General features: G+C 67.5%; 14 protein-coding genes. 8 read left to right on the top strand and 6 right to left on the bottom strand.

What is annotated here, in order from left to right; all coding sequences use genetic code 11:
• Positions 1–5: 5 nt before the first annotated feature.
• Positions 6–1,163, bottom strand: coding sequence for an acyl-CoA dehydrogenase family protein (locus ABID41_RS12505; protein WP_331930560.1), 1,158 nt, complete (start codon positions 1,161–1,163; stop codon positions 6–8).
• Positions 1,164–1,368: 205 nt separating this feature from the next.
• Here ABID41_RS12505 and ABID41_RS12500 point away from each other — a divergent pair, with 205 nt between their 5' ends.
• On the top strand, positions 1,369–1,557 hold the full coding sequence (locus ABID41_RS12500; protein WP_331930558.1) for a hypothetical protein: 189 nt from the start codon (positions 1,369–1,371) through the stop codon (positions 1,555–1,557).
• 60 nt (positions 1,558–1,617) lie between these two features.
• On the opposite strand, the gene ndk is transcribed toward ABID41_RS12500, so the two are convergent.
• Positions 1,618–2,037: a nucleoside-diphosphate kinase gene (gene ndk, locus ABID41_RS12495; protein WP_331930556.1), complete on the bottom strand. Its 420-nt coding sequence runs from the start codon at positions 2,035–2,037 to the stop codon at positions 1,618–1,620.
• 122 nt (positions 2,038–2,159) lie between these two features.
• Between ndk and ABID41_RS12490 the strand changes: the two genes are divergently transcribed.
• The gene (locus ABID41_RS12490) at positions 2,160–4,040 is read left to right on the top strand and encodes an ABC-F family ATP-binding cassette domain-containing protein (protein ID WP_354297795.1); all 1,881 of its coding nucleotides are present in this window, start codon (positions 2,160–2,162) and stop codon (positions 4,038–4,040) included.
• Positions 4,041–4,117: 77 nt separating this feature from the next.
• Positions 4,118–4,927 (top strand): potassium channel family protein, encoded by an 810-nt coding sequence (locus tag ABID41_RS12485; protein ID WP_331927682.1) that lies wholly within the window; start codon positions 4,118–4,120, stop codon positions 4,925–4,927.
• 115 nt (positions 4,928–5,042) lie between these two features.
• Here the strand turns inward: ABID41_RS12485 and ABID41_RS12480 are convergent, their stop codons facing one another.
• The 4 genes from ABID41_RS12480 to ABID41_RS12465 all read right to left on the bottom strand — a co-directional run bounded on the left by ABID41_RS12480 (position 5,043) and on the right by ABID41_RS12465 (position 8,077).
• A complete protein-coding gene (locus ABID41_RS12480) occupies positions 5,043–5,360 on the bottom strand; it encodes a peptidase inhibitor I78 (protein ID WP_331927684.1) in 318 nt (105 codons plus the stop codon).
• A complete protein-coding gene (locus ABID41_RS12475) occupies positions 5,357–5,815 on the bottom strand; it encodes a DNA polymerase III subunit chi (protein WP_331927686.1) in 459 nt (152 codons plus the stop codon). Before ABID41_RS12475 ends, ABID41_RS12480 begins: the two co-directional genes overlap by 4 nt.
• A complete protein-coding gene (locus ABID41_RS12470) occupies positions 5,812–6,516 on the bottom strand; it encodes an alpha/beta hydrolase family protein (protein ID WP_331927688.1) in 705 nt (234 codons plus the stop codon). The genes ABID41_RS12475 and ABID41_RS12470 overlap by 4 nt, the downstream gene beginning before the upstream one ends.
• An 85-nt stretch (positions 6,517–6,601) precedes the next feature.
• The gene (locus ABID41_RS12465) at positions 6,602–8,077 is read right to left on the bottom strand and encodes a leucyl aminopeptidase (protein ID WP_331927690.1); all 1,476 of its coding nucleotides are present in this window, start codon (positions 8,075–8,077) and stop codon (positions 6,602–6,604) included.
• Between the two features lie 144 nt (positions 8,078–8,221).
• On the opposite strand from ABID41_RS12465, the gene lptF reads away from it, so the two are divergent.
• The 5 genes from lptF to pdxA are packed head-to-tail and all read left to right on the top strand — an operon-like array spanning position 8,222 to position 15,276.
• Complete coding sequence (gene lptF / locus ABID41_RS12460; RefSeq protein WP_331927692.1) at positions 8,222–9,367, top strand: LPS export ABC transporter permease LptF; 1,146 nt, start codon at positions 8,222–8,224, stop codon at positions 9,365–9,367.
• Complete coding sequence (gene lptG / locus ABID41_RS12455; RefSeq protein WP_331927694.1) at positions 9,364–10,467, top strand: LPS export ABC transporter permease LptG; 1,104 nt, start codon at positions 9,364–9,366, stop codon at positions 10,465–10,467. The genes lptF and lptG overlap by 4 nt, the downstream gene beginning before the upstream one ends.
• Positions 10,468–10,521: 54 nt before the next feature.
• Positions 10,522–12,837, top strand: coding sequence for an LPS-assembly protein LptD (locus tag ABID41_RS12450; protein WP_331927696.1), 2,316 nt, complete (start codon positions 10,522–10,524; stop codon positions 12,835–12,837).
• Positions 12,838–12,895: 58 nt separating this feature from the next.
• Positions 12,896–14,248: a peptidylprolyl isomerase gene (locus ABID41_RS12445; protein WP_331927698.1), complete on the top strand. Its 1,353-nt coding sequence runs from the start codon at positions 12,896–12,898 to the stop codon at positions 14,246–14,248.
• Positions 14,245–15,276 (top strand): 4-hydroxythreonine-4-phosphate dehydrogenase PdxA, encoded by a 1,032-nt coding sequence (gene pdxA / locus ABID41_RS12440; RefSeq protein WP_331927700.1) that lies wholly within the window; start codon positions 14,245–14,247, stop codon positions 15,274–15,276. Before ABID41_RS12445 ends, pdxA begins: the two co-directional genes overlap by 4 nt.
• Positions 15,277–15,330 lie beyond the last annotated feature (54 nt).

Here is a 15,330-nt window from a genome sequence, read left to right as displayed (position 1 = left end):
CCGGTCTAAAACGACTTCGGCATCCCCAGCACATGCGTCGCCACATGGCTGAGGATCAGGTTCGTGGAGATCGGCGCGACTTGGTAGAGGCGCGTTTCGCGGAATTTGCGCTCGATGTCGTAGTCCTCGGCGAAGCCGAAGCCGCCATGGGTCTGCAGTGCGGTGTCCGCGGCGAACCAGGACGCCTCCGATGCCAGCATCTTGGCCATGTTCGCCTCCGTGCCGCAGGGCTCGCCAGCGTCGAACATGGCTGCCGCCTTATCGACCATCAGCGAGGCGGCGACGACCTGCACGTGGGCGCGGGCGATGGGGAACTGGACGCCTTGGTTCTGGCCGATCGGCCGGCCGAACACCTCCCGCCCGGTGGCGTAGGCGCTAGCGCGATCGACGAAGAACCGTCCGTCGCCGACGCACTCCGAGGCGATGAGGATGCGCTCGGCGTTCATGCCGTCGAGGATGTATCTGAAGCCCTTGCCTTCCTCGCCCACCAAGTTGGCGGCCGGGACCTTCAGCCCGTCGAAGAAGAGCTCGGTCGTGGCGTGGTTCAGCATGGTGCGGACCGGCCGGATGGTCAGGCCGTTCTCGACCGCCTCTCGCAAATCCACGATCAGCACGCTCATGCCGTCAGACGGCCTGGCCGCGTCCTCGCGCGCCGTCGTACGGCAGAGCAGCACCATCAGGTCGGAATGCTCGGCGCGGCTGATCCACAGCTTCTGGCCGGTGACGACATAGTGGGCGCCCTCGCGCCGGGCGAAGGTCGAGATGCGGGTGGTGTCCGTGCCGGCGGTCGGTTCGGTGACGCCGAAGGCCTGCAGCCGCAGCTCCCCGCTGGCGATCTTCGGGAGATAGGCCTCCTTCTGGGCGGCGCTGCCGTGCCGAAGGATCGTGCCCATGGTGTACATCTGGGCGTGACAGGCGCCGCCATTGCAGCCGGACCGGTGGATTTCCTCCAGGACAGCCGTCGCGGCGGCCAGCCCCAGCCCTGAACCGCCATAGGCCTCCGGGATCAGTACGGAGAGGAAACCCGCCTGGGTCAGCGCCTTCACGAACTCTGTCGGATAGGTCCGCTCGCGATCGAGGGCGCGCCAGTATTCGCCCGGGAACTGAGCGCACAGCTTGCGCACGGACTCGCGGATCTCGGGAAAGCTCTGGCCGCTGGTCAACTCAGTCCTCCTGCTCGCTCCGGAGCTAATGCAAAGGCGGACCAGGCGAAAGGCATGCCGCAGCGTCAGCCGAAGCCAGAATCACGGCGGTGGCTTTCGTGCGCCATCGTTTGCCCAAGCAGTCGCGAGGTTGCGAATGTTTACCTGCGGTTAATCCTAACTGCGCGGAACTTAGATTGAACTTGGTTGTTCGAAGCGAATGAACATGGATCGCAACGAACGCGTACACCGGGAGGCGGTGAATCTTTGGCGGGCGCTTAGCGCCGATCCGCCTCCACCGGGCCTGCGCGGCACGATGTTGCTCGACGCGGCGCTGCATCTGAAGAACGCCGACGCCTACGACCGCCTGCACTCGCCGCACCTGCGGCCCAGTCAGATCAGCCGGCCCCGCTGAATAAAAGACCCCGCCCGACGGTGTCGAGCGGGGCCTGAAAGCAGGAACTCGCGAGCGAGATCAGCCGACGATCTGATCGTCGGTGAAGAACTGAGCGATCTCGATCTTGGCGTTTTCCAGGCTGTCCGAGCCATGGACGGAGTTCTCGCCGACCGACAGGGCGAACAGCTTGCGGATGGTGCCTTCCGCGGCTTGTTCCGGGTTCGTGGCGCCCATGACTTCACGGTACTTGGCGACGGCGTTGTCGCCTTCCAGCACCTGAACGACGACCGGGGCGGAGGTCATGAACTCGACCAGTTCGCCGAAGAACGGGCGTTCCTTGTGGACTTCGTAGAACTTCTCGGCTTGAGCCTGGCTCATCTGGATGCGGCGCTGAGCGACGATGCGCAGGCCGGCGTCTTCGATCACGGCGTTGACCTTGCCGGTCAGGTTCCGCTTGGTGGCGTCCGGCTTGATGATCGAGAAGGTGCGTTCGGTCATGTGTCTGGCTTTGTCTTATTGTTGGGGAGGCGCAGGGGGCTCCCCGCGCGAGTGCGCGGCTTATAGCGGCCGCTTGTGACATCGCCAAGCGCGGTCACCTCTGATAAACGCCCCGCTCCGCCATGCTGCAGATCAACGACCTTACCTTCGACTCCTGGGGCCGCCGCTTCTTCGACCATGCGAGCGTGAGCGTTCCCGTGGGCGCAAAGGTGGGGCTGGTCGGTCGCAACGGCGTCGGCAAGTCGACACTGTTCAAGCTCATACTGGACAAGCTGCACGCCGGCGACGGCGAGATCGGCTATCCCAAGCAGGCGCGTATCGGCTCGGTGGACCAGGAGCACCCGGCCACGCCCGTGCCGCTGATCGACACGGTGCTGGCGGCCGACGAGGAGCGCGCGAGCCTGCTTCACGAGCTGGAGACCGCCGCGCCCGAGCGCATGGGCGACATCTACGGACGCCTGGCCGAGATCGGCGCCGACCGCGCCCCCAGCCGCGCCGCCGAGATCCTCTCCGGGCTGGGCTTCTCGAACGCCGACCTGACGCGGCCCATGGCCGAATTCTCCGGCGGCTGGCGGATGCGGGTGGCCCTGGCCGCGGCCCTCTTCGCCGAGCCGGACCTGCTGCTGCTCGACGAACCGACCAACTATCTGGACCTGGAAGGCGCGCTCTGGCTGGAAAGCCGGCTGAAGAAATACCCGCACACTGCGGTGGTCATCAGCCACGACCGCGAGATCCTGAACAATAGCTGCGACCACATCCTGCACCTGATCGACGGCAAGCTGACCCTCTATGTCGGCGGCTACAACCAGTTCGAGCGCCAGCGCGAGGAAAAGGCCCGGCTGCAGGAAGCCACCAAGGCCAAGGTCGAGGCGCAGCGCGCCCACCTGCAATCCTTCGTGGACCGCTTCCGCGCGAAGGCGTCCAAGGCGACCCAGGCCCAGTCGCGCCTGAAGATGCTGGCCAAGCTGCCGCCGGTCTCCGCGGTCGCCATCGAGCACACCGCGCCCTTCATCCTGCCTTCGCCCGAGCGTCCTTTGGCTCCGCCGCTGGTGCGGCTGGAAGGGGTTTCGACCGGCTATGGCGATGGGCCGCCGATCCTGAAGAACCTGAACCTGCGGTTAGACCTGGACGACCGCATCGGCCTGCTGGGCGTCAACGGCGCGGGCAAGTCGACCTTCGCCAAGCTGGTCGCCGACGCCCTGCCCGCTCAGGTCGGCGACCTCAAGCGCTCGGCGCGGCTGAAGGTGGGCTGGTTCCACCAGCACCAGATCGAGGCGCTGGATCCGGACGAGACGCCGCTGGACATCATCCGCCGCGAGATGCCGGAAGCCTCCGAGGCCAGCCGGCGCTCGCGCCTGGCGCAGTACGGCCTTGGACACGAGAAGGTCGAGACCCGGATCGCGAACCTGTCCGGCGGCGAGCGGGCGCGGCTGCTGCTCAATCTGGTGGCGGCCAGCGCCCCGCATCTGCTGATCCTCGACGAACCGACCAACCACCTCGACATCGACAGCCGCCGTGCTCTGCTGGACGCGTTGAACGACTACGAGGGCGCGGTGATCCTGATCACCCACGACCGCTCGCTGATGGAGCTGGTGGCCGACCGGCTGTGGTTGGCCTCAGACGGGACGATCGCGCCGTTCGACGGCGACATGGACGACTATGCCCGCTTCGTCATCGAGCGCGCCAAGCAGGCCGGCAAGGCGCCGACCCAGGTCCGCGAAGAGGCTCCGCCGCCAAAGCCCGCGCCGGCCCCGCGCGCCAAGGCTCCGACCGGGACCGTTCGCCGCCGGGCCGAAGCCGCCGAGGCCGCCCTCGCCCGCGCGAGCCAGGCCCTGGCCCGCATCGACCAGGCGCTGACCGATCCCAAGGTGTTCGCTGAAAATCCCGCCAAGGCCGCCCAACTCGGCCGCGACCGGGAGGCGGCGGAGGCCGCCCTCGAGGCCGCCGAACTGGAATGGCTCGAAGCCAACGAGGCCTACGAAGCGGTTCGCAACGACGCCTGAGCCACCCTGGAGCACGATGCGATTAGCTCTGGCGGGAAGTCTGTGCAGCCACGCGAGGTTCGCGATAGCATCGGGCGATGACCTCCCCGGCCCAGCCGCTTCCCGATCCCGATCAGCGCCGCCGGGCGCCGCGCATCCGCGCGCGGCTTCATGAGCTCTACTACGGGCGCTCGGACAGGTCCCTGCGCTTCCGCCTGGCGGTGATCGCGATCGACTTCGTGATGATCGCCTTCTTCATCGCCGGCCCGTTGCTGCGCGATACGCCAGTCTTCCTGTTCATCGACTATCTGCTGGCGCTGGTCCTGACCGTGGATCTTTCGGCTCGGGCCCTGGCGACCACGAACGTGATCGGTTGGCTCAAGCGCCCGACGACCTGGGTCGACCTCTTCGTCTGGCTCACCCTGATCTTCCCGTTCTGGCTGTTCAACCTGGCCTTCCTGCGGGTGATCCGCCTGTGGAGCCTGATTCATTCGGAGTTTTTCTGGGACACCGTCGGGCGGCGCTATGACGAGACCCGCTGGGAGGACGTGATCCGCGCGGTGGCCAACCTGCTGACCTTCCTCTTCGTGATGACGGGGTTCGTCTATACGAGCTTCGCGCGCACCGAGGGGATCAGCGGCTATATCGATGCGCTCTACTTCACCATCGCAACCCTGACGACGACCGGCTTCGGCGACATTACCCTGCCGGGGACCTGGGGCCGGGTCATCTCCATCGTCACCATGCTGGCCGGGATCACGCTGTTCGTGCGGCTGGCCCAGACGCTGTTCCGTCCGCACAAGATCCGCTTCGCCTGCCCGAGCTGCGGCCTGCGCCGGCATGACGTCGACGCCGTGCACTGCAAGGCTTGCGGCGTGCTGCTGAACATCCCCAACGACGAGGAGTGAGCCATGCCCGACGAGGCGCGCATCGTCTATCTGCTGCTGGCGGCGATCCTGGTGGCGCCAGCAGCCATCGTCGCGTTCCGGCGGCTGTTCGGAAAGAAGGACAAGTAAGGCGGCGTCAGCCGCACTTGGCCTGCTGAACGACGCCGGTCTTTTCGTCGAACACGAAGTTCAGGCGACGCGGGTTGTAGTCCATCGTCGCCGCGCAGGTCGAACAGAGGATCCGCTGCAGGCGGGGGTCCACCGGCGCGGGGATTTCGCTCCGGGGACGGCCGACGAACCTCTGCGCCTCGGCCGCGCCGCACTGGTCCGGCTCGGGAGCCGGACCAGGGGCCGGAGCTGACGCGGACGGAACCGTGGGCGCCGGGGCGGACGGCTCGCCGGCGCAGGCGGCCAGCAGGATCATCGCAGCGCCGAATAGGATCGTGGTCTTCATGCCTGTTTCTCCCAACCCCTGTCCTGCTGCCTCCAGTACGAGGCTGGATGTCCCTTGGCCCTGACCGCCTTCCAGTGACTGCGCGCCACGGCGAGCTGAGCCTCGTCCCTGCCGTCGAACACCACCATGCAACGGGCGTATCCGGCAAGCGCTCCCGGATCGGCCCCGTCCACGAGGAACAGGGCTTCGGCGCCGTTGGGATTGTCGAATCCGGTGGTCAGCAGCACCGGCTGGCGTGGGGCCTGAGGTTCATCGGCCGGCGCGTGCGGCAGGAAGCTGTCTTCACGATACGACCAGAGCCAGCCGTCGAGATGTTCAATCCGTTCCGGCAAGCGCGTGCGTACGATGGCCTTCCAACCGCGCGCCAGGGTCCGCTCCAGCAGCTCGGGCAGCACCTGGTCGAGGCTGGACCGTTCCAGGTGGTAGAACCAGACTTCGCAGGGCGTGTCGCTCACGCCCCCACCTTAAGCCCCAAAAGCCGCGTCAGGGCCAGCATGGCGCTCGCGACTTCCTGCGGATGGGCGGCCATGGAGAGGTGGTGCAGATCCCGGCGCAAGGTCGGCCAGCCGAGACGCCGCGCCTCACCGGCCTCGCGCTCATAGGCCTTGGAGAGCCGCAGGAAGCCCCAGCCGACGTCCGACGGCAGGTCGATCTCCGGCGCCTTCTCCTCGAACCAGCCGAGCGGCGTGGGGGCCAGTTCGCCGATGAATCGGCTCCGCAGCTCGCCTTCCGGCAACAGGCTTTCCAGGGCTCCGGGAGGGAACCACTTGTCCCAGGCCGGAATCTGGCCGTTCTCGGCCTTGGATTTCAGGGTCGCGACCAGGCCGTCGCCAGCGGTCTCGAACCAGCAACGGCCGGGATATGGCGGGACAGCGTCCACATAGAGCACGCCCCGGACCGGCTTTCCGACCGCCGCCACGACCGCAGGGGCGAGGCCGCCCGCCGCCGAATGGACGGCCAGCACGAAGGGACCCTCCTGGCTCAGCACCTGGGCCGCCACCGCCCGCGCCGCGCTCTCGTAGAACGGCTGAGCAAGCGCCACGATCGGCGGAATGACCGGCCGCGTCGACTCGATCCCACGCGCCGCCAGGGCCGCGGCCAATGGCGCCCAGGCCGCCGGCCCGGTCAGCGGGCTGTGAAGCAGGATGAATCGCATGGCGACGTTCTAAGGGCGCCCAGGGCGCGAGCGCCACAACGAACACAGCCACATTTGAAGGGGCGCCCGAAGGCGCCCCTGCCCTTTAGCCCTCGTACTTATCCTGAACCATGCGGTTCAGCAGGCGCACGCCGTAGCCCGTCGCGCCTTCCGGCAGGGTCGGAACCGACGACGGCTTCTTCCAGGCGGTCGAGGCGATGTCGAGGTGCGCCCAGGGCACGTTGTTCACGAAGCGCTGGATGAACAGCGCCGCCGTGATCGAACCAGCCGGACGGCCGCCGGTGTTCTTCATGTCGGCGATCATCGAGTCGATGTTCTTGTCGTACTGAGCCGGCAGCGGCATGCGCCACAGCGGTTCGCCCTCGGCGCCCGACGCAGCGAGCAGGTTCCCCGACAGCTCCTCGTTGTTGGAGAACAGGCCGGCATAGTCGTTGCCGAGGCTGATGATAATCGCCCCCGTCAGGGTGGCCAGGTCGACCATGAACTTCGGCTTGAAGCGGTCCTGGCAGTACCAGATGGCGTCGGCCAGGACGAGGCGGCCCTCGGCGTCAGTGTTGATGATCTCGATCGTCTGGCCCGACATCGAGGTGACAACGTCGCCCGGTCGCTGGGCGTTTCCGTCGGGCATGTTCTCGACCAGGCCCAGGATGCCGATCGCGTTCACCTTGGCCTTGCGGCCGGCCAGGACGTGCATGACGCCGGCCACTGCGCCGGCCCCGCCCATGTCCCACTTCATGTCTTCCATGCCGTCAGCCGGCTTGATGGAGATGCCGCCGGTGTCGAAGCAGACGCCCTTGCCGACGAAGGCGACGGGCTGGGCGTTCTTGTCGTCGGCGCCGTACCACTTGATGACCGCAAGCTGGCTTTCGCGGCTGCTGCCCTGCCCCACGCCCAGCAGCGAACCCATGCCCAGCTTGGCCATCTCGGCCTCGCCCAGGATCTCGACTTCCAGGCCGAGCTTCTCCAGGGCCTTCACCCGCGTCGCGAATTCGGCGGGATAGAGGACGTTCGGCGGCTCAGAGACCAGATCGCGGGTGAAGGCGATGGCGTCGGCCAGGGCGGCCAGAGGCGCAAAGCCGGCCAGGGCGGCGTCGGCGTTGTCCGCCACCACCTGGGTCTTCACGATCGAGGGCTTCTTCTCCGCCGGCTCCTTGGTCCGGTAGCGATCGAAGCGATAGGAGGCGAGCCGCACGCCCAGCGCCGCGCGCGGAGCCGACCCACCGGCGGGAAGCACCACACGCAGCGTCGTGAGGCCCGAGTTCTTGACCGCCGCATAGGCCGAGGCCGCGGCGTGTTCGGCAGCGATGTCGTCGAACGCGTCAGTCTTGCCCGCCCCGACCAGCAGGATGCGCGCCGCATCACCGGCCGCGCCCAGCACGTCCAGGACCTGGCCCTTGGCGCCGGTGAACCGCTGCGCGCTTGCCGCACGAGCGAGCGCCCCGCCAGCCTTGGCGTCTGCGTCCGCCGCAGCGCCGCCGAGCACCGCACCTTCGAACACCACCAGGGCCAACGCGCTCTTCTCGCCAAGCGCAGCGCCCGCCGCGACGAACTCGATCTCCATCAGTCTCGAACTCCAGAGGTAAAATGGACCGCGTCCGACGCCCAGGCCGCTTCTGCGACTGTTGTACGACGCGACGACGCATGATTTAGAGCAGGTTCACGTTCCGGGCGCGTAAAATCCCCGGTCGGAATCAGATTTTTCCCAATGCCGCTGATTGACCGCTACCTGCTACGCCAGCTCCTGGGACCGACCGTGCTCGCCACGGCCGCGCTCACGGCCGTGGCGCTGCTCTCGCAGAGTCTTTCAGCCCTCGACATCATCGTCAGCCAACGCCAGAGCGCGCTGATCTTCGCCAAGGTCACGCTGCTGGCCATGCCGCAGTTGCTGAACATGGTGATGCCGATCGCCATCTTCGTCGCGGCGCTGGTCTCCCTCAACCGGCTTCATACCGAGCAGGAGATCGTCGTCTGCTTCGCCGGCGGGATGAGCCGCTGGCGCGTCATCGCCCCGGCTCTGCGGCTCGCCTCGATCATCGCGGTCCTGGCGCTGGTGGTGAACCTCTGGATCCAGCCGCTCGCCGCCCGCGAGATGCGCCAGACCCTGTTCGAGGTCCGCACGGACCTTGCTTCCACCCTGATCCGGGAAGGCGAATTCACCAGCCCCGCGCCGGGCCTGACCGTCTACGCCCAGTCGGTGGACGCCACCGGCCTGATCCGCAACCTCTTCATCCACCAGGAGAAGGAAGGCGGCTCGGCCACCACCTACACCGCCGACGAGGGCCGGCTGGAGAAGCGCAATGGCCGCCCGGTGCTGGCCATGCACCGCGGATCCATGCAGGAGTTCAGCGACGAGGACGTGCTGAACTACCTCACCTTCGACGACTACCCCTACGACCTGACGCCGTTCATGCGCAGCGACGAGCTGATTCATTACAAGCCGTCGGACCGCTACCTGCGCGAACTCCTGTTCCCCGACCTCACCCAGGACTGGGAAAAGCAGAACCGGCTCAAGCTGCTGGCCGAGGGACATAACAGGATCGCCAGCCCGCTCTACAACATCGCCCTGATGGCCCTGGCGCTGTCGGCGATCATCGGCGGCGGATTCAGCCGGATGGGCTACGGCCGCCGCATCGCCGTCGTCTCGGCGGTGGCCGTCGGCGTCCGCATCATCGGCTTCGTGGTGCAGGCGGCTTCGGAGGAAGCAGCCTGGATCAACGTCTTCCAGTATCTGGTTCCGATCTTGGCCACCTATCTGGCCCTGCGCGGGATATTCCGGGAAAAGGTTTCGCGTTTCATAGACATGCGCCTGAAACCTCACCGCATCAGTCGCCGCCGGGAAGCCGTCGCATGATCGGCCTCGGCAAGCTTGAGCGCTATGTCATGAGCCGCATGCTGACCAGCGTCGGCTCGGCCCTGGCGGTAATCGCCGCGGTGATCATCCTGGTCTCCTTCGTCAACCTCTCGCGCGAGGTCGCGGTGCGGGCGGACGTCGGTGTCGCCCAGCTCTTCGCCCTCACCCTGCTGCAGACGCCGTCGATCGTGCTGCTGCTGCTGCCCTTCGTCTTCCTGTTCGGCGGGATGGCGGCCTATGTCGGCCTCAACCGTCGATCCGAGCTGGTGGCCATGCGTGCCGCGGGCATCTCCGCCTGGCGCTTCATCCTGCCCTCAGCGATGGTCGCAGCCGTCATCGGCGCGCTGGTCGTGCTGGTCTTCAACCCGCTCGCGGCTGCGGCCAGCGCCCGGTACGAGTCGGACCGCGCCAATCTGATGGAGAACTACCTCACCGACGCGCCCAAGGAGGTCTGGCTGCGGCAGGGCGACGACCGGACCCAGATGGTCATCCATGCGCGCCAGCGGGACACCGCTGAGGGCCGGGTCCGGCTGAAGGGCGTCTCGCTGTTCGTCTATCAGAAGAACCAACAGGGCCGGCCCGAATTCAAACGCCGGCTGGAGGCCGCCGAGGCCCAACTCTATCCCGGCTATTGGAAGCTCACCGACGTAAAGGAAGCCTCCGCAGGCGAAAGCTCCGTGCGCTCGGATTCGCTCTCGATCCGCTCGAGCCTGGACGCCGAATCGGCGATGGAGCGGTTCGCCGCCCCGGAATCGATCGCGTTCTGGCGTTTGCCGGCGGCCATCCGGTTGACCGAGCAGGCCGGTTTTTCCGCCAACGGCTATCGCCTGCGGTTCCAGCAACTGCTGGCTACGCCCGTACTGTTCGCCGCCATGCTGATCCTGTCGGCAGCCTTTTCCTTGCGCCTGGCGCGGCTTGGGGGCCTTGCCGGGCTTGCCGGAGCCGGCGTCGGCCTTGGTTTCGTCGTCTTCTTCTTCAACGAGTTTTCGGGAGCTCTGGCCGATGCGGACATCATCCCGCTCTTCGCAGCGGCCTGGGCGCCGCCAGTCGTGGCCCTGCTGTCCGGGCTTGCGCTGCTCTGCTACACCGAAGACGGTTGAATCGCCGGGCTGTCCGGCTATGCATCCCGGCTTGAACCGCGACGAGGGGAGTTCATGAGTCTCGGCAGGCGTTCAGCCTCAGCCAAGCGCGGCCTGCTCGCAGGTGTCGCGCTCATGGTGCTCTGCGGCGCGGCCGCTCACGCGCAGGAGGCCACGCCTCCTGCGGCGGCGGCTCCATCTCCGGACGGCATGACGCCCGACCAGCTTTATATGGAAGCCGACCTCGTCATCCGTAATGACAAGACCAAGGTCACGACCGCGCGCGGCTCGGTCGAGGTGCGCTACCAGGGCCGGACCCTGCGCGCCGACGAACTGGTCTATGACGAGCCCAAGGCCCAGATGAGAGCCAGGGGCCACACCGTCATCATCAACTCGGATGGCACGGTCCAGTACGCCGACGAAGTGGTGCTCGACGACCAGATGACCGCCGGGGTCGCCACGGGCTTCGCCGCCCGCCTGGGGGCCAACGCCAAGCTGGCGGCCGCCAGCGCCGTTCACCGCTCGGCGACGGTCAACGAACTCAATCGCGCGATCTACACGCCTTGTGAGATCTGCGCGCCCGACGGGACGCCCAAGGCGCCCACCTGGTCCATCAAGGCCGATAAGGTCGTGCAGGATAAGGAGCGCCAGCTCGTCTACTACCGCAATGCGGTGGTGAAGATCCTGGGCGTGCCGCTGTTCTACTCGCCGATCTTCTGGCACCCCGACCCGCAGGCCGAGCGCAAGTCCGGCCTGCTGACCCCTGAAGTCTCGCTGTCGGACCGCCGCGGGGCGTCCTACGAACAACCCTATCTGTGGGTCATCTCGCCATCTGCGGACTTGACCATAAGCCCGCAGATCAACACGGAAGTTAATCCGTTCCTCAACGGCCATTTCCGTAAGCGCTTCTATTCCGGCGCCCTGGATGCGCGGTTCGGCTACACCTACGACAAGGACTTCGACGGCAGCGGCAACCGCTTCGGCGAGGCGACCAACCGCAGCTACATCCTGGCCGCCGGCGCCTTCGCCATCAATGAGAAGTGGCGTTGGGGCTTCACCGCCGAGCGCACCTCCGACGACCTGTTGTTCGACAAGTACGATCTGGGCGGCGTCTACGAGCAGCGCGGTCCCTACGTGGCCGACGATCGCCGCCTGATCAGCCAGATCTACGCCACCCGGGAAGCCCAGAACTCCTACTTCTCCGCAGCGGCCTTCTCGATCCAGGGCCTGCGCCCGGAAGACAACGACCGCACCTTCCCCATCGTCGGCCCGCTGATCGAGAGCCGCTGGGAGCCTATCCAGGAGGTCGCCGGCGGCCGCCTGCGGGTCCGGGGCAGCGCCGTGGTTCTCACCCGCGAGCAGGCGCCCGAAGCGCCCGAGCTGCGTCTCGACGGCCTCGACAGCCGCCGGGCGACCGGCGAGCTCGACTGGCGGACGACCTATACGACGGCCAACGGCCTGCGCGTCGCCCCCTTCATCCAGGCCCGCCTCGACGCCTACTCGATCGACGACAATCTGGTCGGCTTCCTTTCGAACGCCTCGCGCTCGGACACCATGACCCGCGCCCTCGGTGTCGCCGGGGCAGACATCAGCTACCCGTTGTTCCGTAGATACAATAACTTCACGGCAGTTATTGAACCATTGGTTCAGATCGCCGTATCGCCGGACGTCAAGCAGATCGAACTCGGCAGGAGTCTGATCGGCGACGTGGTCTACCTCAACGAGGACTCGCTGACCTTCGAGTTCGACGAGACCAACCTGTTCCGGCCGAACAAGCTTCCCGGCTATGACCTCTACGAGGACGGCCTACGCGCCAATGTGGGCCTGCGCGGATCGGTGCTCTGGGACGATGGCCGTCGCGCCACCCTGCTGGTCGGTCGCTCCTTCCGTAGCGAACGCAACGACATCTTCACGGCCTCCAGCGGCCTGCGGGATCGCTCGTCAGACTGGATCGTGGCGACGACCGCCGAGCCCATGCCGGGCCTCTCCTTCTTCGGCCGCGCCCGCCTCGACGGCGACGACCTGAGCCTGGCGCGGGCCGAAACCGGTGTGAACGTCTCAAACTCCCGCTGGGGCTACGGCTATGTCCGCTACCTGCGCGACCGCTCGAACCCCAACGCCATCGACAACAACGGCAAGGTCGAAAACCTCGATCTGGGCGGCGAGATCTACCTGACCAAGAACTGGGGCGTGACGCTCTACGGAAACCGCGATCTCGTGCAGAGCGGCTGGGTCATCCGAGACATCGGCGTGGTCTACCGCGACGATTGTACGCGGGTGGACTTCGTCTATCGCCGCGAGGACACGGTGCTGAACAGGCTCGGCCCCTCCGAATCGTTCTCGATTCGCCTAACCCTCGCCACATTGGGCGAACCGATATATGGCAACTGACAACCGCGGCAGCTCACGGCGCGCCGCCGCTACGGCTACGCTGAGGAAGACCCCATCCATGAACCGCGCGCGTAAAGTCACGGGCCTTGCGGCGCGGAGCGTCGCCCTGGCCGCCGCCTTCGCCGCGGCGGCGGTTCCGATCTGCGCCTCCGCCCAGGACGCCCAGCCCGCCGCCCCTGCCCCGGCCCCCGCCACGGAGACCGCTCCGCCCCCCGGGCTCAGCGAGTCGGTCGCAGCGGTCGTCAACGACGACATCATCTCGACCTACGACCTGGCCATGCGGATGCGGCTGCTGATCGCCACCTCCGGCATCCAGCCCACGCAGCAGAACATCGCGCAGTTCCAGCGCGAGGCCCTAGTCTCGTTGGTCGACGAGCGCCTGCAGCTCCAGGAACTGCGCCACCAGGAACGCGAGCAGAAGTTCCAGATCGTCGCCACGGACGAGGAGATCAACGAAGAGATCGCCGACATGGCCCGCGGCAACAACATGTCGACCGAGCAGTTCATCGCCTCGCTCGCCGGCCAGGGCATCGCGGTCAGCACGCTGAAGGAGCAGATCCGCGCCCAGGTCAGTTGGCAGCGCTGGATCCGCGGACGCTATGGTTCGCGCCTGCGGGTCGGCGACGACCAGGTGAAGGCCATGCAGCAGCGGCTGGAGGCCGCCGCCTCCAAGCCGCAGTTCCAGATCAGCGAGGTGTTCCTGGACGCCGGCCGCGTCGGGGGCATGGAGACCGCCATGAACGGCGCCCAGCAACTGGTCGCCCAGATGCAGCAGGGCGCGCCGTTCCCGGCCGTTGCGCGGCAGTTCTCCGCCTCGGCCACGGCGGCCAACGGCGGCGACGCCGGCTGGGTCACCCCCGGGGAAATGGCGCCGGAGGTCGACGCCGCTCTGGAGAACATGCGTCCGGGCCAGCTCTCCCAGCCCATCCCGGTGCGCGACGGCGTCTACATCGTCTACCTGCGCGATAAGCGTTCGGGATCAACGGCTTCTGTCGTCAGCCTGAAGCAGGCGGCCGTCAGCCTGCCGCAGAACGCCACTGACGGGCAGGTCGCCCAGGCGACCGCCACGCTAGAGACGCTTCGCGGGCAGATCACCGGCTGTGGCGACATCGAGGCCAAGGCGGCCAACGTCAACGGCGTCGTCGCCGGCGACCTCGGCGAGACCGAGATCAAGGACCTGGCGCCGGCTTTCCGCACGGCCGTGGAAGCGATGCAGCCGGGGCAGATCTCGCAGCCGATCCGCACCAACGCCGGCCTGCACCTGCTCGCCGTCTGCGGCAAGAAGACCGGCGGGGCCGAAGCCCTGACCACCGAGCAGATCGAGAACCGCCTGTTCGGCCAGCAACTCAGCATGATCGCGCGGCGCTACATGCGCGACCTCAGGACCTCGGCGACGATCGAAACCCGGTGAGCCCGCTCGCTCCCAAGCCCCCCGCGCCGCGCCCGCTCGCCCTGACCATGGGCGATCCGGCCGGGGTGGGGCCTGAGATCATCTTCAAGGCCTGGACCCAGCTTCGCGACAGCGGCCCGCCCTTCGTGGTGGTGGGCGATGTTCAATCCATGGCCTCGGTCTCCGGCGCCGGCATGCGTGCGGTGCGGCGCGTCACTAGCCCCAAGGAAGCGCTAGGGGTCTTCCCGAACGCCCTCCCGGTGCTCGACCTGCCGCTGCGCTGCCCGGTCGTGGCCGGCAAGCCATCGTCGGCGGCGGCCCCGGCGATCATCGGGTGGATCGAAACGGCCGTAGGCCTGGCCCTCTCCGGCGCGGTCAGCGGGGTCGTCACGGCGCCGATCTCGAAGGCCCCGCTCTACGAGGCCGGCTTCGGCTTTCCCGGCCACACCGAGTTCCTCGGCGAGCTGACGGCCGGAGCGCGCTTCGAAGGCGCACGTGGCCCGATCATGATGCTGGCGGTTCCGGGGCTGCGGACCACGCTGGTCACCGTCCACGAGCCGCTCTCGAAGGTCGGGGCCCTGCTCTCGGTGGAGCGGATCGTCCATGCCGGCCTGGTCACCGCTCAGTCGCTGGTCCGCGACTTCGGGATCGCCGCGCCTCGCCTGGCGATCGCCGGCTTCAACCCGCACGCCGGCGAGGACGGGACCATCGGCCGAGAAGACGCCGAGATCATCGCGCCGGCGGTCGAGGCCTTGCGCGCCCAGGGCGTCGCAGCCACGGGCCCCTCGCCCGCCGACAGCCTGTTCCATCCCACCGCCCGGGAGAAGTACGACGCCGTCGTCTGCATGTACCACGACCAGGCGCTGATCCCGGTGAAGATGCTGGACTTCTGGGGCGGCGTGAACCTGACCCTCGGCCTGCCGATCGTGCGCACCTCGCCCGATCACGGCACCGCCTTCGACATCGCCGGACGCGGCCTCGCCCGGCCCGACAGCCTGATCGCCGCGATCCGTGCGGCTGAGGAGATCGCGGCCAACCGCGCCGCTTGAGACTTGCCGACTCTACCGAGCCGTGCGCTCCTGCGGCCTCATCGGGGGAGGTCT

This window comes from Phenylobacterium koreense (assembly GCF_040545335.1).
Lineage (GTDB): Bacteria > Pseudomonadota > Alphaproteobacteria > Caulobacterales > Caulobacteraceae > Phenylobacterium > Phenylobacterium koreense.
This window is presented reverse-complemented; position numbering and strand designations above follow the sequence as displayed.

Coding starts and splice junctions, on each gene's coding strand:
- ABID41_RS12500 (WP_331930558.1), top strand. CDS start 1,369: ATGGATCGCAACGAACGCGTACACCGGGAGGCGGTGAATCTTTGGCGG.
- ndk (WP_331930556.1), bottom strand. CDS start 2,037: ATGACCGAACGCACCTTCTCGATCATCAAGCCGGACGCCACCAAGCGG.
- ABID41_RS12490 (WP_354297795.1), top strand. CDS start 2,160: ATGCTGCAGATCAACGACCTTACCTTCGACTCCTGGGGCCGCCGCTTC.
- ABID41_RS12485 (WP_331927682.1), top strand. CDS start 4,118: ATGACCTCCCCGGCCCAGCCGCTTCCCGATCCCGATCAGCGCCGCCGG.
- ABID41_RS12480 (WP_331927684.1), bottom strand. CDS start 5,360: ATGAAGACCACGATCCTATTCGGCGCTGCGATGATCCTGCTGGCCGCC.
- ABID41_RS12470 (WP_331927688.1), bottom strand. CDS start 6,516: ATGCGATTCATCCTGCTTCACAGCCCGCTGACCGGGCCGGCGGCCTGG.
- ABID41_RS12465 (WP_331927690.1), bottom strand. CDS start 8,077: ATGGAGATCGAGTTCGTCGCGGCGGGCGCTGCGCTTGGCGAGAAGAGC.
- lptF (WP_331927692.1), top strand. CDS start 8,222: ATGCCGCTGATTGACCGCTACCTGCTACGCCAGCTCCTGGGACCGACC.
- lptG (WP_331927694.1), top strand. CDS start 9,364: ATGATCGGCCTCGGCAAGCTTGAGCGCTATGTCATGAGCCGCATGCTG.
- ABID41_RS12450 (WP_331927696.1), top strand. CDS start 10,522: ATGAGTCTCGGCAGGCGTTCAGCCTCAGCCAAGCGCGGCCTGCTCGCA.
- ABID41_RS12445 (WP_331927698.1), top strand. CDS start 12,896: ATGAACCGCGCGCGTAAAGTCACGGGCCTTGCGGCGCGGAGCGTCGCC.